Origin of the sequence: Maricaulis sp., assembly GCF_039978735.1 — a bacterium.
Lineage (GTDB): Bacteria > Pseudomonadota > Alphaproteobacteria > Caulobacterales > Maricaulaceae > Maricaulis.
The window spans coordinates 54,737-73,397 of the sequence record NZ_JBDWAS010000052.1 but is presented as its reverse complement, the minus strand read 5'-3'; the positions used below and the strand labels follow the sequence as shown (position 1 = coordinate 73,397).

The 18,661-nt window shown below is 66.7% G+C and carries 15 protein-coding genes; 8 read left to right on the top strand and 7 right to left on the bottom strand.

The annotated features are described in order from the left end of the window. Positions 1-8: 8 nt before the first annotated feature. Positions 9-1,598, bottom strand: a complete 1,590-nt coding sequence (locus ABJO18_RS15565; RefSeq protein WP_348507738.1) for a cytochrome ubiquinol oxidase subunit I — start codon at positions 1,596-1,598, stop codon at positions 9-11. Positions 1,599-1,699: 101 nt separating this feature from the next. Between ABJO18_RS15565 and cydD the strand changes: the two genes are divergently transcribed. The 3 genes from cydD to ABJO18_RS15550 are packed head-to-tail and all read left to right on the top strand — an operon-like array spanning position 1,700 to position 5,508. Next, complete coding sequence (cydD, locus tag ABJO18_RS15560; RefSeq protein ID WP_348507739.1) at positions 1,700-3,358, top strand: thiol reductant ABC exporter subunit CydD; 1,659 nt, start codon at positions 1,700-1,702, stop codon at positions 3,356-3,358. After that, positions 3,355-5,013, top strand: a complete 1,659-nt coding sequence (locus ABJO18_RS15555; RefSeq protein ID WP_348507740.1) for an ATP-binding cassette domain-containing protein — start codon at positions 3,355-3,357, stop codon at positions 5,011-5,013. Before cydD ends, ABJO18_RS15555 begins: the two co-directional genes overlap by 4 nt. A gap of 48 nt (positions 5,014-5,061) precedes the next feature. Then, on the top strand, positions 5,062-5,508 hold the full coding sequence (locus ABJO18_RS15550; protein WP_348507741.1) for an Rrf2 family transcriptional regulator: 447 nt from the start codon (positions 5,062-5,064) through the stop codon (positions 5,506-5,508). Here the strand turns inward: ABJO18_RS15550 and rfbA are convergent. From rfbA to ABJO18_RS15535, 3 genes are all read right to left on the bottom strand, one after another. Then, positions 5,505-6,371, bottom strand: coding sequence for a glucose-1-phosphate thymidylyltransferase RfbA (gene rfbA, locus ABJO18_RS15545; protein WP_348507742.1), 867 nt, complete (start codon positions 6,369-6,371; stop codon positions 5,505-5,507). The two genes, ABJO18_RS15550 and rfbA, sit on opposite strands and share 4 nt — an antisense overlap. 100 nt (positions 6,372-6,471) lie before the next feature. Further along, positions 6,472-7,404 carry a proline racemase family protein gene (locus ABJO18_RS15540; RefSeq protein WP_348507743.1) on the bottom strand — a complete coding sequence of 311 codons (933 nt, stop codon included), beginning with the start codon at positions 7,402-7,404 and terminating at the stop codon, positions 6,472-6,474. 11 nt (positions 7,405-7,415) lie between these two features. Next, the gene (locus ABJO18_RS15535) at positions 7,416-8,363 is read right to left on the bottom strand and encodes a dihydrodipicolinate synthase family protein (protein WP_348507744.1); all 948 of its coding nucleotides are present in this window, start codon (positions 8,361-8,363) and stop codon (positions 7,416-7,418) included. A 143-nt stretch (positions 8,364-8,506) separates the two neighbouring features. On the opposite strand from ABJO18_RS15535, the gene ABJO18_RS15530 reads away from it, so the two are divergent. Continuing rightward, positions 8,507-9,475 (top strand): nitronate monooxygenase, encoded by a 969-nt coding sequence (locus ABJO18_RS15530; protein ID WP_348507745.1) that lies wholly within the window; start codon positions 8,507-8,509, stop codon positions 9,473-9,475. Positions 9,476-9,492: 17 nt separating this feature from the next. Beyond that, positions 9,493-10,944, top strand: coding sequence for a carotenoid oxygenase family protein (locus ABJO18_RS15525; protein WP_348507746.1), 1,452 nt, complete (start codon positions 9,493-9,495; stop codon positions 10,942-10,944). Between the two features lie 15 nt (positions 10,945-10,959). Here ABJO18_RS15525 and ABJO18_RS15520 read toward each other — a convergent pair whose 3' ends face one another. Further along, positions 10,960-11,937 carry a helix-turn-helix domain-containing protein gene (locus ABJO18_RS15520; protein WP_348507747.1) on the bottom strand — a complete coding sequence of 326 codons (978 nt, stop codon included), beginning with the start codon at positions 11,935-11,937 and terminating at the stop codon, positions 10,960-10,962. A 159-nt stretch (positions 11,938-12,096) separates the two neighbouring features. Here ABJO18_RS15520 and ABJO18_RS15515 point away from each other — a divergent pair, with 159 nt between their 5' ends. Genes ABJO18_RS15515 through ABJO18_RS15505 form a run of 3 tightly spaced genes read left to right on the top strand, consistent with a single transcriptional unit; the run spans position 12,097 to position 16,480 of the window. Beyond that, positions 12,097-13,770 (top strand): class I adenylate-forming enzyme family protein, encoded by a 1,674-nt coding sequence (locus tag ABJO18_RS15515; protein ID WP_348507748.1) that lies wholly within the window; start codon positions 12,097-12,099, stop codon positions 13,768-13,770. Next, a complete protein-coding gene (locus ABJO18_RS15510) occupies positions 13,767-15,011 on the top strand; it encodes a thiolase family protein (RefSeq protein ID WP_348507749.1) in 1,245 nt (414 codons plus the stop codon). Before ABJO18_RS15515 ends, ABJO18_RS15510 begins: the two co-directional genes overlap by 4 nt. Further along, the gene (locus ABJO18_RS15505; protein ID WP_348507750.1) at positions 15,008-16,480 is read left to right on the top strand and encodes an AMP-binding protein; all 1,473 of its coding nucleotides are present in this window, start codon (positions 15,008-15,010) and stop codon (positions 16,478-16,480) included. The genes ABJO18_RS15510 and ABJO18_RS15505 overlap by 4 nt, the downstream gene beginning before the upstream one ends. Here ABJO18_RS15505 and ABJO18_RS15500 read toward each other — a convergent pair. Together ABJO18_RS15500 and ABJO18_RS15495 are read right to left on the bottom strand one after the other, a co-directional pair. After that, positions 16,461-16,916 (bottom strand): PaaI family thioesterase, encoded by a 456-nt coding sequence (locus ABJO18_RS15500; RefSeq protein ID WP_348507751.1) that lies wholly within the window; start codon positions 16,914-16,916, stop codon positions 16,461-16,463. The two genes, ABJO18_RS15505 and ABJO18_RS15500, sit on opposite strands and share 20 nt — an antisense overlap. Next, positions 16,913-18,628, bottom strand: a complete 1,716-nt coding sequence (locus ABJO18_RS15495) for an aldehyde dehydrogenase family protein (RefSeq protein WP_348507752.1) — start codon at positions 18,626-18,628, stop codon at positions 16,913-16,915. The genes ABJO18_RS15500 and ABJO18_RS15495 overlap by 4 nt, the downstream gene beginning before the upstream one ends. Positions 18,629-18,661 lie beyond the last annotated feature (33 nt).

Sequence of the window (18,661 nt, the reverse complement as noted above, 5' to 3'; positions counted from 1 at the left end):
TGCGTCTCCTATCGGTCGTAGAGCGGCGCCGGCACGGCTTCGGGGAAGCCGCCGGATGCGGGCTGGTGTGTCGTGACCGGTGTTTCTGACGTCGGCCCCTTGCGGATCGCCCGGACCATCAGCGTCACCTCGATCACGGCAAGCGTGCCGTACAGAACGGTGAATCCGACCATCGTCAGGATGACCTGGCTGGCGGACAGGCTGGACACGCCCATGAAGGTCGGCAGCACACCGTCGATCACCCAGGGCTGACGTCCGGTCTCGGCCAGCACCCAGCCCAGTTCCGCGGCAATCCAGGGCAGGGGAATGATGGCCACGGCCAGCCGCAGGAACCAGCGCGGGAAGGGCCGGCGCAGGCTCACCAGATAGAAGGCCAGGGCAAAGACCGCGATGAAGAAGAAGCCGAGGCCCGCCATGATGCGGAAGGACCAGAAGGCCATGGCGACGTTGGGAACCGTGTCCCAGGCGGCCTGCAGGATCTGGTCCGGCGTCGCCTCGCGCGGATCGTCGACATAGCGCGTCAGCAGAAGGGCATAGCCCAGATCCTGCTTGGTCAGCTCGAACTGTTCACGCGCCGCCACATTCTCCGGATCGGCGTTGAGCCGCTGGACGGCATCATAGGCCGATATCCCGTTCTCGATCCGGTCCTGGGCGATGGCGACGAGCGGCAGGATGCCCTGGACGTCGCCGTCGATGCTGCGGGTGGCAATCAGGCCCAGCAGCCAGGGCACCTGGATCTCGTAGCGGGTTTCCTGCGCCTCCTGGTCGGGCAGACCGACCAGTGTCAGCGGCGCCGGCGCCTCCTCGGTGTGCCACATGCCCTCGAGGGCTGCGAGCTTCATGCGCTGGTGATCGGTCAGCGTATAACCGCTCTCATCGCCCAGCACGACAACCGACAGGGCCGAGGCCAGGCCGAAGGACGCCGCGACCGCGACAGACCGCTTGGCCAGTCCGCGATGGCGTCCCTTCAGCAGGTAGAAGGCGGAGATGCCGAGGACGAAGACCGAGGCCGTCACATAGCCGGCCGACACCGTGTGCACGAATTTGGCCTGGGCGACCGGGTTGAAGAGCACCTCCATGAAATTGGTGATCTCCATGCGCATCGTGTCCGGATTGAATTCCGACCCGACGGGCGCCTGCATCCAGCCGTTTGCGATCAGGATCCACAGCGCCGAAAGGTTCGAGCCCAGGGCGACCAGGCCCGTGACGAGCCAGTGGACCGGACGCGACAGCTTGTCCCAGCCGAAGAACATCAGGCCGACAAAGGTCGCTTCCAGGAAGAAGGCCATCAGGCCCTCAATCGCGAGCGGGGCGCCGAAAATGTCGCCGACATAGTGCGAGTAGTAGGACCAGTTCGTGCCGAACTGGAATTCCATGGTGATCCCGGTCGCAACCCCGAGCACGAAGTTGATCCCGAACAGGTTCATCCAGAATTTTGTGATGTCCTTCCAGACCTGTTTGCCGGTCAGGACATAGGCGCCTTCCATGATCACCAGGATCATCGACAGGCCGAGGGTCAGGGGGACGAACAGAAAGTGGTACATCGCCGTCAGCGCGAACTGCCATCGCGAAAGGTCCGCGACCAGTAAGTGTTCCATGGTTGAACTCCGGTTCCGACGCGTTAACTTGCACCTGAAATACAAGTTTTATCGACAGGCGCAACGGGCGAAACGTCGCACACTGGACCCGCACAGGCTGCATGACCGCAAAGACCGATACGCAAACGGCGGCCGCTGCCCGCCTGAAAGGCTGGACAGGCGCTGCGCGCCGCGATGTCCGGCTGGCCGAACTGGCGATCCTGCTGGACGCGCTTGCGGCCATCGCCTTCGCGCTCGGTTTTGCCACGGCGATCTCGGCCCTCGTGGATGGACGCAACGCCCTCCCCGCCCTTCTGGTCGCGGGCGCGGCACTCATCGGCCGCGGCGGCTGCAGCTGGCTCCGCTCGCAGGCTTCCGAGCGCGCCGGACAGGGACTGGTCGCAGCCGCACGGCAGGACATGGCAGGTCTGGCGGCGAAGGCCGGCCCGGCCCTGTTTGACGGTGCGCCCGGCGGCGAACGCACGGCACAGCTGGTCGACCGCACCGCCATTCTTTCCGGCCATGCCGCCCACTGGCTGCCGGGCCGGACTGCCGCCGTTATTACCCCGGTCCTCGTCGTCATCGCCATCTTCACCCAGAGCTGGCTGGCGGGCGCGCTGATCCTGGCCTCGACCGTGATGCTGCCGGTCTTCATCTGGCTGACAGCGTCGGAAACTGCCGCCCTGGCCCGCGCGCAGCAGCGCGCGCTCGATACGCTTGCCGGGACCTTCGAGAGCCGTGTGCGGATGGCGGGAACCATCCGCGCCTTCAACGGCGTGACGCGTGAAGCCGGCGTGATCGAAACGGCCGCCGACGAGCTGGCACGCCGCACCATGGCGATCCTGCGGGTCGCCTTCCTCTCGACGGCCGTGCTGGAGTTTTTCGCCTCGATCTCGATCGCGCTGGTGGCCGTCTATGTCGGTTTCAAACTGCTTGGGGTCTTCCCGTTCGAGACTTTCGAGACCCTGACCTTGCGGGAGGGTCTGGCCGCCCTGGTGCTGGCGCCGGAATTCTTTGCGCCCGTGCGCCAGCTCTCCGCGCTTCACCATGCGCGCAGCGATGCCCGGGCCGGGGCGGAGTCCCTCGCAGGACTTGCCGATACCGGGGAGGCGGCACCCATCGTCCGGCTCGACGCGCTCGGGCAAGCACCGCGGATCGTCTGGCAGTCCGTCGATCTGGCCCGCAGCCGGCAGGTCGTGCTCGCGGGCTTCGACGCCATCGCCGAACCGGGCCGCATCACCCTGCTCTGGGGGCCGTCCGGCTGCGGCAAGACATCGGTTCTGATGTCGCTACTGGCGCTGGCCGAGCCGGTTCGCGGCGCAATCCGTGTCGACGGCGAGATCCTGCCGGCCGGCCACTCGCTGGCCAGCTCCATCGCCTGGATCGGACAGAAGCCCTGGGCTCTGGAAGGCACGATCCGCGACAATCTCCACCTCACCGTTCCGGGCGCGGACGATGCGGCTTGCCTGGCCGCGCTCGACACAGCCGGGTGCGACTTCATTGCGGACCGGCCCGAAGGGCTCGACATGCGGATCGGCCCCGGCGGCAGCGGCCTGTCCGGCGGCGAACTGCAGCGGCTTGCCCTTGCCCGGGCCGTGCTCGCAGACGCGCCCGTCCTGCTGCTGGACGAGCCCACCGCCCATCTCGATGCCGAACGCCAGGATGCGCTGCTTGCAACCCTTCGCCAGCTGGCCTCCGGACGGACCGTGATCATGGCCAGCCACGACCCAGCCGCGCGCGCCATCGCCGACGCCGTCATTGCGATGGAGCGCCGCTCATGATCGCGCTGTGGACGCGGCTGGGCCGGCCATTCCGCGGCCGGATCGCGCTGGCCTTTCTGCTGGCCACGGCCGGTGGCGCGTTGGCCGCGCTGCTGCTGGGCATATCGGGCTGGTTCCTCACCGCCAGCGCCATCGCCGGCGCTGCGGGCAGTGCCTATGCCTTCAACCATCTTTATCCGAGCGCCACGGTACGCGGCACTGCGATGGGGCGCATCCTGGCGCGCTATGGCGAACAGCTGGTCGGGCACGACGCCACGCTGCGCCTGTCGGCGCGGCTGAGGCGGCACCTGTTCGAGGCCGAGGCGCGCGCACGCGCCGGTCTGGCAAGGCCCGCATCGGACAGTCTGGCCGTTTTCCTGGATGATGTGCGCCTCGCCGAGGGCGCCCTGCTCCGCCTTTGGCTGCCCGCCGCCAGCGCCGCCGCGGCCTCGCTTATCGCGCTGGTCTTCGCCGGTCTTGCCGGCTGGGTGCCGCTCGCGGTCGTGGCTAGCGGGCTGATTCTCGCGCTCGCGACGGGCCGGTTCGGCATCGCCGAGCAACGCCGGATCGATGCCCGCCTGCAAGCACTTAACGACCGCTACCGCCGCGAGGCCGCCAGCTTGGTGGAGAACCGGGTGGAGCTCGAAGCGCTCGGCCGGTTCGGCGATGCGGCTGGAGCGCTCGGATCCCTGTCCGCTGAAACGGCGGCCCAAGCCCTCTCCGCCGGCAGACGCTCACGGCTGGCGGGCGCCTTTATCGCCATCCTTGGCGGTCTGTCGGCGACCCTTGCTGTCTGGCTGGGCGACGGCGCCACAGTGCCGCTTCTCGCCGGAACGGCGCTGTCCGTCCTTGCCGCCCACCAGAGCCTGGCCATCGCACTGGGCGCGCTGACGGCCTACCCGGCGACCGAGCTGGCCCTGTCGCGGCTGAATACGCGCATGGCAGCACCGTCTGCGATTGCCGAGCCGACCGACCTCGCACCAGCGCCCGCTACCATCCTGCCGGTCAGAACCCGTCAGCTGCAGATCGGTTTTCCCGGAGCAGCGCCGCTGTGCGAGGTGCCGGATCTTGATCTGGCGGCCGGCAGCGTCACCGAGATCACCGGCCCGTCCGGCTGCGGCAAGACCACGCTTCTGGAAACTCTCGCCCGCCTCCGCGCGGCCCTGGGTGGATCGCTGGACTATGCCGGCGTCGAGGCTTCAAGCCTTCGCGCGGCTGCGATCCGCCAGCACACGGGCTTTGCCCCGCAAATGCCCGACACGATGCGCGGGACGCTCGCCGATGCGCTGCGGCTGGCCCAGCCGGATGCCGACGATGCGCGCCTGCTGGAAGCTTGCCGGACCGCGCTTTTCATGCCGGTGGTGGCGCGCTCGCCGGAGGGGTTGTACCAGCCGCTCGAGGACGGCGGCAGCAATCTGTCCGGCGGCGAGTTGCGGCGCCTCGCCATCGCCCGGGCCATTCTGCGCGGTCCGGACCTTGTGCTGCTGGACGAGCCCTTTGCGGGCCTCGATGCGCCCATGCGCGAGACGCTGGCCGCGAACCTCGGCGCTTGGGCGTGCAGCCAGGGTGCCGCGATCGTACTGGCGACCCATATCCCCGACGCAGCACTCTGGCCGGGCCTTGCCTACCGGCAGGTGCCGCTGGCGCCGTCACTGAAGCGTCACACGAGTGGCTGACGCCCGCGAATTGCGGTATGGTTTTTACCGGTATTTCAAGGGCAGAATATGCGGCTCACCAGTTTCACCAATTACGCCTTGCGGATGCTGCAATACACGGCACTGCGCGGCGAGCGCATCAGCCGGGTGACGGACATCGCGATGATCCACCAGGTCTCGGTCCACCACATGGTGAAGATCGCCAACCTGCTGGGCCGCGAGGGCTATCTGGAGACGATCCGGGGCCGCAGCGGCGGGGTGCGCCTGGCCAAGCCTGCCGACGCGATCACCGTCGGCGAGATCGTCCGGCTGACCGAAGCCCCCCTGGAACTGGCCGAATGTTTCAATGACGACTCCAACACATGTCCGCTGATCGGCGTGTGCCGGCTGTCGAGAACCTGGCACAAGGCGCTCGACGCCTTTCTGGACGTGCTCGACGGCGTGACCATCGCCGACATCGCCGGCAATCGCGGTGAACTCACGCAGCGGCTCGCGCTTGATGCGGACGGCGGCTAACCGCCGACCAGCCGCTGCAGATAGGCGCCGTATTCGGTCTTCAGCATCGGCTGGGCTAGACGGAGCACCTGCTCGTCATCGATGAAGCCCTGGCGCCAGGCGATCTCTTCCAGACAGGCGACTTTCAGGCCCTGCCGGGTCTCGATCGTCTCGACGAACTGGGCCGCCGCCAGCAGCGACTGGTGGGTTCCGGTGTCGAGCCAGGCATAGCCCCGGCCCATCAGATGGCCCTTCAGCAGGCCGTCACGCATGTACATCTCGTTGAGCGTGGTGATTTCCAGCTCGCCACGCGCCGAGGGCCGGACCTCGCGCGCCCGGTCACAGACCGTGTCGTCGTAGAAGTAGAGCCCCGTCACGGCGAAGTTGGACTTCGGCTTCAGCGGCTTTTCCTCGATCGAGATGATGGTCTGACTGTCGTCGAACTCGGCCACGCCATAACGTTCCGGATCGGCCACCTGATAGGTGAAGACCTCGGCACCGCGCGTCAGGCGGGATGCATCCTTCAACAGCCCCTGCAGGCCGTGTCCGAAGAAGATATTGTCTCCCAGGACGAGGGCACACGGCTCGCCGCCAATGAAGTCCTCGCCGATAATGAACGCCTGGGCCAGGCCCTCCGGGCGCGGCTGCACCGCGTAGGAAAAGTTCACGCCGAGGTCGGAACCATCACCCAGCAGGCGCTGGAAGGAGGCCTGGTCTTCCGGTGTCGTGATGATCAGGATGTCGCGGATGCCCGCCAGCATCAGCGCGCTGATCGGATAGTAGATCAGCGGCTTGTCATAGACCGGCAGGAGTTGTTTCGACACGCCCCGGGTAACCGGATACAGGCGCGTCCCCGAGCCCCCGGCCAGCACAATACCTTTCACCGCATGTCTCCCGCTTGCATTTGCCACCGCGACCAGTTCCGGCGGCACGGTTGTCTAGCCCCGGATGCCCGTCTTCCGCAACCATCCGTCCACCTCCTCGTCACAGAATGCCCAGACGGAAAGGGTCTCTGGCGTCATCGACCAGCCGCGTATCGGCGAACACATGGGCCGTTCCGGTGATGACCGGAATGATCCCGCCCGCCGGCGCCGGCCGGTAGTGGCCCGAGAACCGGCTGCCGATGATGCTTTCCTGCACCCAGATCTCGCCCGGTGCGAGGCGATTGCGGCGCGCCAGGCAGGCCAGTTTGGCACTCGTGCCGGTCCCGCAGGGCGAGCGGTCATAGGCACCGCCCGGGCAGAGCACGAAATTGCGGCTGTTGGCCCCGGGCCCGGCGTCTGCCTTCGAGAAGAACTCGATATGGTCGATCTCGGCGCCGCCCAGGCCCGTCAGCCCGTTGGCTGCCAGCGCCCGGCGGACCGACCACGCTGCGCGCGTCAGTTCGGGGATGTTGGCGGGCACCAGCGGCAGCGGAGCATCCTCGGCGAGGAAGAACCAGTTGCCGCCCCAGGCGATATCGCCGCGCACCCGCCCGAGGCCCGGCACATCCAGTTCGACGTCTTCTGTCATGCACCGGCTTTCGACATTCTCGAACTGCACGGTATTGGCATCAACGAGCTCGAGCTCGATCACACCAACCGGCGTGTCGATGCGGTGGAGACCGGGCGCCATGCGGCCCATCCAGGCCAGGGTCGCCGCCAGCCCGATCGTGCCATGCCCGCACATGCCCAGATAGCCGGACGTGTTGAAGAAGATGACCCCCGCCGTACAGTCGGGCGCGTCCGGCTCGCACAACAGCGCACCGACCATGGCATCCGAACAGCGCGGCTCCAGCACAGCCATTGTGCGGTAGTGATCGAAACGGGTCCGGAAGCGCTCCAGCCGGTCCTGCAGCGATCCGCCACCCAGGTCCGGACCACCCTCGACGATCACCCGCGTGGGCTGGCCACCCGTATGGGAGTCAATGACCCGCATCGCAGCCTCGTTCAGCCAGCGGCGCCGGGCCAGCTGGCCCACCAGGCGCGGAACTGCCGCCAGGCATTGTCGATGAAGGCCGTCTGCGATGCGCTCAGTCTGTCGTGCGCATAGAGCTGATGCTTATAGGCCGCGTGCCCTTCCAGAACCATCAGCCGCTTGTAGTAGAGAACGAGATCCGGCCCTTCATCGAACCGCGCCAGAACGTCCAGCGCCTCCGACAATTCCAGGGCCAGACGCCGGCTCTCCGGATCGCCGCCGGCCGCACGGCGGCACAGCTCGACCAGGCGTAGCACTTCGGCCGGCAGGGCATTGCCGACACCGGTGATGGCACCCGTCGCACCGCAATTGACATAACCGTGGAAGACCTGGGTATCGACGCCGACCATCAGCGTCAGCGCCTCATTGCCGGAAGTGATGGTCTCCGCGGCATAGCTCAGCGCGTCGGCGCCGCCGAACTCCTTGAAGCCGACGAGATTGGGATAGCGGCCGTGCAGCTCGAAGAAGAGATCGGCCCGCGTCTCGAAGCCGTAATAGGGGCTGTTATAGATCACCGCAGGCAGCCCCGCGGCCGCTTCGAGGATGGCCAAGAAATGTGCGTGCTGGGCCGCCGGTGAGCTTCCACGCGACAGGACGCGGGGTATGACCATCAGGCCGGCCGCCCCGGCCTCAACCGCATGACGTGTGATTTCGACCGCGCGCCGGGTATTCTGTGCGCCGGTGCCGACGACAACGGGCAGGCCTGCCGCACACAGACGCGCCACGCCTTCGCATCGCTGTTCGTCGGTCAGAAGCGGCCAGTCGCCCATCGAGCCGCAATAGACGACAGCATCCATGCCGGCATCGACAAGACCGCGGCCCGTTTCAACAAGCGCATCCCAGTCCGGAATCCCGTCCCCACTGCACGGTGTCATCAGGGCTGGCATGCAGCCGGAAAAGATCTGCTTGTCGACGCTCATACGGCCCTCCCTCCAAGCCTTGAAGCGGCGAGCCTAGCCCGGAATTTCCTGTGCGAATACGGATTTTGGCCGGCGCCGGCAGAAGCGCTTGTCCTGCCGGCCATCAGCGAGTATGGTTATGAAAGTTTAGTTGGAGAGCCCGCGTGTCACAGTCCGAGATCGCTGCCCGCCTGAAAGCCCGGATGCGCCTGCCGGCCGTCGTCGCACCCATGTTCCTGGTATCCGGCCCGCAGCTGGTCGCCGCGGCGCGGGGAGCCGGGCTGATGGCCTCCTTCCCCTTCCCCAACGCCCGCACCATCGATGTGCTGGAGGAATGGCTGGCCGCGACCCACGCCGACAATGCGCGCGCGCCCTTCGCTGCCAACATGGTGACGCATTCGACCTATGGCCGCTTCGATGCCGAGCTCGACCTGGTGAAGCAATACAAGCCCGATGTCGTGATCACCGCGCTGGGCGGACCGGGGCGTGTGGTGGACGCGGTCCACGACTATGACGGCCTGGTCTTTGCCGACGTCAACAATGTCAAATTCGCCCGCAAGGCAATCGAGCAGGGCGCTGACGGTCTCGTTCTCGTCGCTTCGGGCGCGGGCGGACATACCGGCGCCATGTCCAGCTTCGCCTTCGTCACCGCCGTGCGCGAATTCTTCAACGGCCCGGTCATGCTGGGCGGCGCCATCAGCAATGGCCGCGCGGTCCGCGCGGCGGAAGTCCTCGGCGCCGATTTCGCCTATATGGGCACACGTTTCATCGCGGCCGGGGAAAGCCTCGCCGACGCCGCATACCGCGACATGCTGATCGCGGCGGAGTTCGAGGACCTTGTCCTGTCCGACAAGCTGACCGGCGCACCGGCCCATTATCTGCGCGCGAGCCTGGAGAAAATGGGTGTCGGTACAGACGGCTCACGCGGCAGCGGGCCGGACTTCGCCGACAGCGAAAACCAGGTGAAAGCCTGGCGCGATGTCTGGTCGGCCGGTCACGGCGTGGGCTCGGTGAAACAGAGCCAGCCCGTCGCCGCGATCGTGGACGAACTCGCCGCGGAATACGCCGCCGCCTGTGCCACGCCGGTTCACGACACGAACACCAAGACGACAACGGCGGCCCTGGCAGGCTGACCGGGAGGAGACACCCCATGACCATGATCCAGACCGAATTCGAGCGCGATGAGCTGACCGAACTCAACCGGTTCAACCCGTATCTCAAGGGCATCTACGCCCCGGTACGCAAGGAAGTGACCGCGCTCGACCTCGAGGTCGAGGGCGAAATTCCGCGCGATCTCTACGGCGCCTATCTGCGCAACGGACCGAATCCGCTGAATGCGCCGGAGGGGATGCACCACTGGTTCGACGGCGATGGCATGGTGCATGGCATCTTCTTCGAAAACGGCAAGGCGGAATACCGCAACCGCTATGTCCGCACGCGCGACCACGAGGCCGAGCGTGCCGGCACGCTGGATGCCGGCGGCATTCTGGAGCCGATCCGCCGCGAACGCAGCGCGCTGACCACCTACAAGGACACGGCGAACACCGACATCCTCATCCATAACGGCACGGCGATGGCACTCTGGTACGTCTCCGGCCAGCCGGTGCGGATGGATCCGCGGACCCTGGAGACCATCCGGACCGAGACCTTTGCGGGCCGCCTTCCCAAGAATGTGTCGGCGCATTCCAAGGTCGATGCCCAGACCGGCGAATTCCTGTTCTTCGACTATGATCTCTACAATCCGGTGATGTCGGCCGGCGTCGTTTCCGCAGATAATGAGCTGAAATGGTTCCGCGAGGTCGAATTGCCCGGCCCGCGCCTGCCGCACGACATGATGATCACGAAGAACTACATGATCCTGATGGATCTGCCGGTCGTGTTCACCGAGGCCGGCCTGCGCAACGGCATGTGGCAGATCCACCAGCCGAAGAACCAGCCCGCCCGTTTCGGCGTCGTGCGGCGCGACGGCACGGGCGATGTCAAATGGTTCGAGACCGAGCCCTGCTACATCTATCACGGCTGCAATGCCTGGGAGGAAGGCGACAAGATCGTCTTCTACGCCTGCAAGATGGTCGATAACGGCCTGCCGCCGAACCCGGAATTCGGCCCCTATGCGCCCATGGCCGCAGTTCTCGCCCTGCAGGCAGAGCTGCACCGCTGGACTTTCGACATGAAGACCGGCCAGACGACCGTCGAGCATCTCGACGACCGGCGCACCGAATTTCCCGTCGTCAATCTCGACCTGATGGGACACAAGACGAAATACGCCTATCACGTCACCATTCCCAATACGCATACCCAGGTGTTCGACGGGCTGGTGAAGTATGATCTGGAAAGCGGAAACGGTATCGAACACCGCTTCGCCGACGGCGTTTACGGTGCCGAGCCGGCCTTCGCACCGCGCGTCGGCGCGACGGAGGAAGACGATGGCTATGTCATCACCTTCCTGACCGACAGTGCGACCGGCCAGTCCGAAGCCCTGATCCTCGATGCGCGCGATTTCGGCGGCAAGCCGCTGGCGCGTGTGAAACTGCCCCAGCGCGTACCCGCCGGCTTCCACGGCACCTGGGCGCCGGGCGAGCAGATCGCCGCGGCCTCCTGACCGGAAACGACGCGATCAGCGGGTGGAGAACACCTGCTGACCCTCGCCGTCGAGCGGCTCGATGGTGAAGTCCACCTCGGTGGGATCGAGCGGTTTGTGACAGTTCGAACAGGCCATGACGGGCTTGAGCGGCTCGCCGCTGTCGCGATGGAAGAGCAGGAGCGGCGGACCTTCCGGTGTCAGATACCAGCGGTCGCCCCACACCATCAGCATGACCAGAACCGGGTAGTAGTCGATCCCCGCTTCCGTGAGCCGATACTCGTAGCGCGGCGGCGCATCGGAATAGGCGCGCTTGTGGATCAGGCCCATATCGATCAGCCATTGCAGCCGGTCGGCCAGGATATTGGTCGCGATCGCCGCATCCTTCTGGATTTCGTCATAGCGGCGGAACCCCGTGAATATGGAGCGCAGGATCAGCGACGCCCAGCGGTCGCCGAGCACCCGCAGGATGACATCGAGCAGATTATTGTCCGCGCCCTGCTCCTCGCCGCGCGGCTTGCGCCGGCGGCTGTGCCGCGGCGTCACCCAGCCCATGCCCGGGCCGTGCTTCCAGCTGACTTCGCGCGCATTGAATTCACGGCCGGCCGACAGGCTGAACGGTACGGGATCGATATGGTCGCCACCGCAGGTCCGGTGCGTCAGGCGCACCTTGAACTTGGCCTTGGCGGCGCCCCATTTCTGCTCCCAGCGCAGCATGGCAAGGGCGACCCAGTAAAGATCGCGCCCCTTCTCCGTCATGATGTACTCATAGCGGGGCGGCCGCTCGCAATAGAGGCGCTTTTCCAGCAGGCCTGCCGCCACCATCTGTTTCAGCCGCTGGCTGAGCAGCGCCTTGAGCAGACCGGTGCGCTTCTGAAAGCCGTCGAAGCGCCGTTCCCCCAGCCAGAATGCCTCGAGGATCAGCATGGTCGGCACATCGCCGATATCCTCGAGTGCACGCCAGATCGAGCAGCATCGGACGAGCTTCAGGTCAGCTGGAGGACGGGCCATCATGTGAGTCATCCGTCACTTATATAGTCAAACTCACTTGGGCGTAACACCGGGTCTGTGCGACAGTTTGCCGGCTGCGCGGAAGAATGCACTTGGCAGACGGCGCGGGAATTGGTTTGATTAAGCAAGTAACAAGAACAGACCGAGACGGGAGGAGCCGCAATGACGGCCACGACGCGAGAGGCGCGCCATCGCCAGTACCGTGACAAGGGCTGGTGGGGAGACGAGACGCTCCACACCGCCTTCGACAAGGCTGTCGCAGCAGCCCCGGGCCATATCGCCATTGTCGATCCGCCGGACTGCCGGACACTGATCGGCCGGGATCCGCAACGGCTGAGCTATCAGGAGATTTTCGACGCCTCGCACAATCTCGCGGCGCGGCTTGCACAGAGGCGAATTGGCCGCGGCGATGCCGTGCTCGTGCAGCTGCCCAACACGGTCGAGCTTTCGGTGCTCTATCTCGCCCTGTCGCGCCTGGGTGCGATCATCAGCCCGGTGCCCATGCAGTATGGCCGGCACGAGATCGGCCACATGTCCCGCGAGCTGAACGCGAAAGGCTTTGTCGGCATTGAAAGCTTCAAGGGCCAGGCCGCTGCAGAGCGCATGAGCGCCGCGCTGCCGGACACGGTGCCCGTCCTGACGTTCGGCGGTTCGGGCGAAGGCATGGATGCCCTCGAGATCGACACGTCCGAACCGCGCATGCTGATGCCCTCGGCCGGCGAGGCGGACGATATCTTCACCGTGTGCTGGACCTCGGGCACCACGGGCACACCGAAAGGCGTGCCGCGTACGCATAATCACTGGTTCTCCCAGGTCATCGCGATCGAGGACACCGTGCCGCTGGAACCGGGCTCGGCGATGCTGAACCCCTTCCCGATGACCAATATGGCAGCCCTGTCCGGCTTCTTCTTCTACTGGCCGCGGATCCAGGCGACGCTGGTGCTGCACCACCCGTTCGACCTGCCGGTCTTCCTGACCCAGCTCACCACCGAAAAGGTCGCCTACACGATCGCACCGCCGGCCGTGCTGAACCTCTTCCTGCAGAACACCGATCTGCACGACAAGTTCGACCTGTCGGCAGTGAAGTATATCGCCTCCGGCAGCGCCCCGCTGGACCCGTGGATGGTGAAGGGTTTCCGCGACAAGTTCGGGATCGAGATCATCAATTTCTTCGGCTCCAACGAGGGGATCGGCCTGTGCGGCGGTCCGGCCGAAGTGCCGGATCCGGAACAGCGCGCCACGCTCTTCCCGCGCTTCGGACGCGAGGGCATCGACTGGGACAACCGTTTCGGCCAGCGCTTCGAGACCAAGCTCGTCGACTGGAACGACAATGACCGCGAAATCCTCGAACCCGGCGTGCCCGGCGAAATGCTGATCCGGGGGCCCAACGTGTTCGACGGCTATCTCAACGATGCCGGCCAGGATGTCTTCGACGCCGACGGCTATTTCCGCACGGGCGACCTGTTCGAGATCGCCGGCGAGGGCGATCTGGCGCGCTATTACCGCTTCAAGGGCCGCCGCAAGGAGCTGATCATCCGGGGCGGCATGAATATCTCGCCGGAAGAGCTGGACGGGCTCATCAGCGCCCATCCGAAAATCCAGGAAGCCGCCGTCTGCGGTTATCCCGACGCGGTGATGGGCGAGAAGGTCTGCCTCTTTGCCGTGCCCAAGCCGGGCGAGAACCTGACCCTGAAGGACGTCACCGACTTCCTGGAGGCTGAGGGCGTGGCCAAGTTCAAATGGCCGGAGAAGCTGGTTCTGGTCGATGCCCTGCCGCGCAATCCGCTGAACAAGGTGGTGCGGTCGGAACTGCGCGAGCAGCTGGAACCCGCATGACCCGGATCTGCATTGCCGGCACCGCGATGACGGCGATGGGCAAACAGCCCGCCGCCAGCGTCAAGTCGCTGACGGCGCAGGCCGTTTCGGCGGCCCTCGCCGATGCCGGTATCGATGCCGGGCGGATCGAGGCCGCCTGGTTTTCCAATACCCGCCAGCCCATGCTGGAGGGTCAGAACACGATCCGCGGCCAGATCGCGCTGCGCGCTGCGGGGATTGAGGGCATTCCGGTCAGCAATGTCGAGAATGCCTGCGCCAGCGGGTCGACAGCGCTCTGGCAGGCGGCGACGGCGATCCGCGCCGGCCTGTTCGAGACCGTGCTCGTGGTCGGGGCCGAGAAGATGTTCTTCCCCGACCGGCCCGAGGCGGTCGCCGCGGCCTTCATGGGCGGCACGGACATCCACCGGATCGACGATATCCATGCCGCGGTCTCGAACCTGGCCGCCGATCTTGTTCCCGAAGAGCTTCGGGGTGCCGGCACGGCGGGCCGCAGCTTCTTCATGGACAGCTATGCCGCGCTGGCCCGGCTGCACATGCAGACCTTCGGCACGACCCAGGCCCAGCTTGCCGCCGTTGCTGCCAAGAACCACGACCATTCCGCCCACAACCCCCTCGCCCAGTACCGCACGCCGATGAGCGTCGAAGCCGTGCTGGCCGATCCGCTGGTCGTCTGGCCGCTGACCCGCGCGATGTGTGCCCCGATCAGCGACGGTGCCGCAGCCGTGGTCCTGATGGCCGACAGCGCCCTGCCTTCAGCGGCACGCGCCCGCGCCGTCATCCTGCGGGGCCAGGCCCTCCTGAGCGCGACCACGCGCGACGCGGCGGACTTTGCCAATCATATCGGCGCCCGCACCGCGAAAGCAGCCTACGAGCAGGCCGGGATATCTCCGGCCGATATCGACATCGCCGAAGTTCACGATGCCACTGCCTATGCCGAGATCCAGCAGGTGGAGAATCTCGGCCTCTGCCCGATCGGCGAGGGCGGCCCCCATGCCGAGGCCGGTCATACGCGCCTCGGTGGACGCACACCCGTCAATCCCTCGGGCGGGCTTGTGTCCAAGGGTCATCCCGTCGGTGCCACCGGCCTGGCGCAGATCCACGAACTCGTCACGCAATTGCGCGGCGAGGCCGGGACGCGCCAGGTCGAGGGCGCCCGCATCGCAGTCGCGGAGAATGGCGGCGGCTTTCTCGATGTCGAGGAAGGCGCGACCGTTGTGTCGGTACTGGAGGGCGCGGCGTGACCCCGGTCATCCTCGCCTTTCTGGAGCAGGCCCGCCGCACACCGGATGCGGTCGCGGCGTCCGACGATACCGGCGCCACAGAGACCTATGCCTCACTGGCCCGCCGGGGCAGCGCACTCGCCGCCGGGCTGCAATCCAGGCTGGGCACGGATACCGGCCGCATCGTCGCCATCGCCGCAAAAAACCATGTCGAACACCTCGTCGCCCTGATCGGGGTCTTCCTGTCGGGCCATACCTGGCTGCCGCTCAACCCGCGCAGCGCCCGTCCCCTCAATGACGGCGTGCGTGAGCGCCTCAGCCCGGCCCTCCTGATCTGCGACACGGCCTGCGCCGATTGCGTCACGACCGACGCCTCGACGCTCTGGTTCGAGGCCGGATCGCCGGACGGTCTCAACGCCCTCTCGACCGACGCTGACAATTGGCGCCAACCGGCCCTGGCGCCTGACCATGTGATGAGCGTGAAACTGACCGGCGGCACCACCGGCACGCCCAAGGCCGTCGCCCAGACACAGGAGATGATCGCCACCGTCGTCAGCGATCTGGTTTGCGTCTTTGCCCTCGGGCCGGCCGACACCAATCTGGCCGTGGCCCCGCTGTCGCACGGCGCCTTCCATCTCTTGTTTCCCCTGCTGACGACGGGCGGACGGCAGGTCATCCTGTCCACCGCCGACACGGCGATCGTGCTCGAAACGATGGAGCACGAAGGCATCAGCATCGCCTTCATGCCGCCCACCCTGATCAACAAGCTGGCCTCCAGTGGCGAGGCCCGCCCGGACCGCTTCCCGGCCCTGCGCCAGCTGATCTACAGCGCCGCGCCCATGCCGCCGGCCCAGATCGAGGCGGCACAGGCCGCCTTCGGCCCGCACATCGCAGCGCTCTATGGCCAGGTCGAGGCCCCGATGGCGATCACCGCCATGACGGCCTCGGACATGCAACCCGGCCTGCGGCTGCAAAGCGCCGGCCGGCCCTGCCCTTCAACGCAGGTCCGCATCAAGGATCCCGGCCCGGACGGGACCGGCGCCATCCAGGCGCGCGGTCCGCTGGTCGCCACCCGCTATCTGACGGGCGAAAACTTCCCCCTCGACGAGGGCTGGCTGGACACGGGCGATCGCGGCTTCCTGGACGAGGAGGGCTTCCTGCACATTCGCGGCCGCAGCCGCGAGATGATCATCACGGGCGGGTTCAACATCTATCCGGCGGAGATCGAACGCGTGCTCGCCGGTCTTGCCGGTGTGCAGGAAGTCTGTGTTTTCGGCGTGGCCGACGATTATTGGGGCGAGCGGATCGAGGCGGCCATCGTCGCGGATCCGCATGTCAGCGACACGGCTCTTGGCGACGCCGTGCGGGCCGCCATCGGCGCCGTTGCCGTGCCCAAGGCGTGGCACCGCACCGACGCCCTGCCGCGCAATGCGGTCGGCAAGGTCGTCCGGCGCGAGGTCGCGGAACGGTTCAGCGCGGCCGCGGCGTGATCATCATGCTCGCCGAGGCGCGCGCATGGACCCGGCCTTCGCCCGTCATCATCTCGCACTCGGCCACGGCCATGCGCCGCCCCTTGTGGACGATACGCGCCTCGACGGTGAGCGGCCCCGCATCCAGCGGCGCGGCCCGCAGATAGCGGATCTGCAAATCGGTGGTCGCGAACTGCTCGTCGGACCCGACGAGTGACAGGAGCGCGCAACCGGTCGCGGCGTCCGCCAGGCCCGCCATGACACCGCCATGCACGCCCGCCATCAGGTTTGCGTGCCGGGCGGACACGGGACACTCCAGACGCACCGTTCCTTCGCCGAACGCGACCACCTGGAAGCCCAGAAGACCCGCAAAGCCGGGCGCCAGCCCCTCATCGATCCAGCGGCGCAGGATTTCCGCGCCATCCAGACCGTTGCGCACGGCCAGGTCGAGGCTCATTGAGCCGCCTCCGCCGGGCGCGGCTCGCGGAATTGCACGATCCGGAAACGCTGGGCGACAAAGGCGAGGTCGGCCAGACAGGCATTGCCGGCCGGGTTGAGCCCGGTGACGTGATAGTCCGAATAGGCTGCCGCGAAATTGATCGGCATGCGCTGGTCCATATTGATCCACAGCGAAGCACCGGCATCGGTGAAGGCGTCCTGCGCGCGCTCGATGAAGTCGCGATCCGAGGAATAGAGATAGGAGGAGATGGCACCGCGCGTGCGCGCCAGTTCGGCGGCATGGGCCAGCGCCGCATCACGGTCCGGCTCGCGGATCAGGAAACAGACCGGCGCAAACAGCTCCTCACCGAACAGCTCGGTCTGCGAGGCCTCGACCTCGACGACCAGCGGGGTCGCGGTGCGCGCATCCGGGAAGTCCGGATGCGCATAGGCGCGGCTTTCCAGCACCACCCTGCCGCCCGCCGCGAGAACGCGGCTGCGGACATCCGCCAGGATATCGAGCGATTGCTGCGCCTGGACCGCACCGCACAGGGCGGCGGCCCGCGCCGGATCCGCCGTACGCGCCGCGATCGTGTCGGCCAGCGCCTGCCCGAAAGCTTCGAAACTCATCGAACTGCCGTCCGGCAATCCAACGCCATCGGCGGGAATATGGACGTTTTGCGGGCTGGTGCACATCTGCGCCGAGAAGCCGCAGAACCCGTTCGCCAGCCCGCCAATCATGCCGTCGGGATCGGCGAGCGACTCGACCACGACACCATTGCAGCCGGCGGTTTCGGTATAGACCAGCCGGTCGCGGCAATTCTGCTCGATCCACAGGCCGAAACGCTGGCTGCCGGTATAGTCGATAATGGCGCAGTCGGGATGCTCCAGCAGGGCGATGGTGACGGGCGCTTCGCGCTCGTCCGCCGCCATCAGCACCATGTCGGGGTCGAGACCGGCCCTGACCAGTGTCTCGCGCATCCGCGTCACCGCCATAGCGACCGGCAGGATGCCGTTCGGGTGCGGCTTCAGGATGACAGGATTGCCCGTCATCAGATTGGCGAACACGGCCGGATAGGCGTTCCAGAGCGGGAAGGTGGCGCAGCACACCACGACCGCAACGCCGCGGCCGCGCGTGCGGTAGGCCTTGTCCAGCGACACCACGCCGCTCCGCCCGAAGGACTTGCTCCAGCCCGCGCTGGCCGGCACATCCCGCAGCGCCTTGTAGGCATAGACCAGGGCCTCGACGCCCCGGTCGAGCGCGTTCGCGCCGCTGCCGGAGAACGCCATCAGATAGGCCTGCCCGGCCGTATGCATGGTGGCATGGGCATTGGCAAAGGCTTGTTCTTCCAACGCAAAGGCCATTTCGAAGCAGATCCCCGCCCGCTCCTCCGCATCCAGCGCCTGCCAGCCCTTCATCGCCCGACGCGCCGCGACGAACAGCACATCCGGGTCGCAATCGGGATAGTCGATCCCCAGCGGCTGGCCGGTATAGGGCGACACTTCATGGCCGATCCGCCCGGTCTCGCCGGGCTGGTCGAGATCATAGGGTTTGCCCAGCAAGGCCTGGAAGCGCGCCAGCCCCTCCTCGGCCCGGCCCGGCGCGTGCAGCTTGCCGCTGGGCGACTCGACAAAGGGGCTCCAATAGGCCCGGCTGGCACACGCGGCCAGCCCGGCTTCAAGATGTGCCTTGTGCTGTTCGTAGAGAGCCCGTGCGGAGGGAGACGCCATCATTCATGTCCTTGCAGCCGGACGACGGAACTC

Bases quoted from the DNA above. Each gene is read 5' to 3' on its own strand.
- ABJO18_RS15565 (WP_348507738.1), bottom strand. From the start codon at position 1,598: ATGGAACACTTACTGGTCGCGGACCTTTCGCGATGGCAGTTCGCGCTG.
- cydD (WP_348507739.1), top strand. From the start codon at position 1,700: ATGACCGCAAAGACCGATACGCAAACGGCGGCCGCTGCCCGCCTGAAA.
- ABJO18_RS15555 (WP_348507740.1), top strand. From the start codon at position 3,355: ATGATCGCGCTGTGGACGCGGCTGGGCCGGCCATTCCGCGGCCGGATC.
- ABJO18_RS15550 (WP_348507741.1), top strand. From the start codon at position 5,062: ATGCGGCTCACCAGTTTCACCAATTACGCCTTGCGGATGCTGCAATAC.
- ABJO18_RS15540 (WP_348507743.1), bottom strand. From the start codon at position 7,404: ATGCGGGTCATTGACTCCCATACGGGTGGCCAGCCCACGCGGGTGATC.
- ABJO18_RS15535 (WP_348507744.1), bottom strand. From the start codon at position 8,363: ATGAGCGTCGACAAGCAGATCTTTTCCGGCTGCATGCCAGCCCTGATG.
- ABJO18_RS15525 (WP_348507746.1), top strand. From the start codon at position 9,493: ATGACCATGATCCAGACCGAATTCGAGCGCGATGAGCTGACCGAACTC.
- ABJO18_RS15520 (WP_348507747.1), bottom strand. From the start codon at position 11,937: ATGATGGCCCGTCCTCCAGCTGACCTGAAGCTCGTCCGATGCTGCTCG.
- ABJO18_RS15515 (WP_348507748.1), top strand. From the start codon at position 12,097: ATGACGGCCACGACGCGAGAGGCGCGCCATCGCCAGTACCGTGACAAG.
- ABJO18_RS15510 (WP_348507749.1), top strand. From the start codon at position 13,767: ATGACCCGGATCTGCATTGCCGGCACCGCGATGACGGCGATGGGCAAA.
- ABJO18_RS15500 (WP_348507751.1), bottom strand. From the start codon at position 16,916: ATGAGCCTCGACCTGGCCGTGCGCAACGGTCTGGATGGCGCGGAAATC.
- ABJO18_RS15495 (WP_348507752.1), bottom strand. From the start codon at position 18,628: ATGGCGTCTCCCTCCGCACGGGCTCTCTACGAACAGCACAAGGCACAT.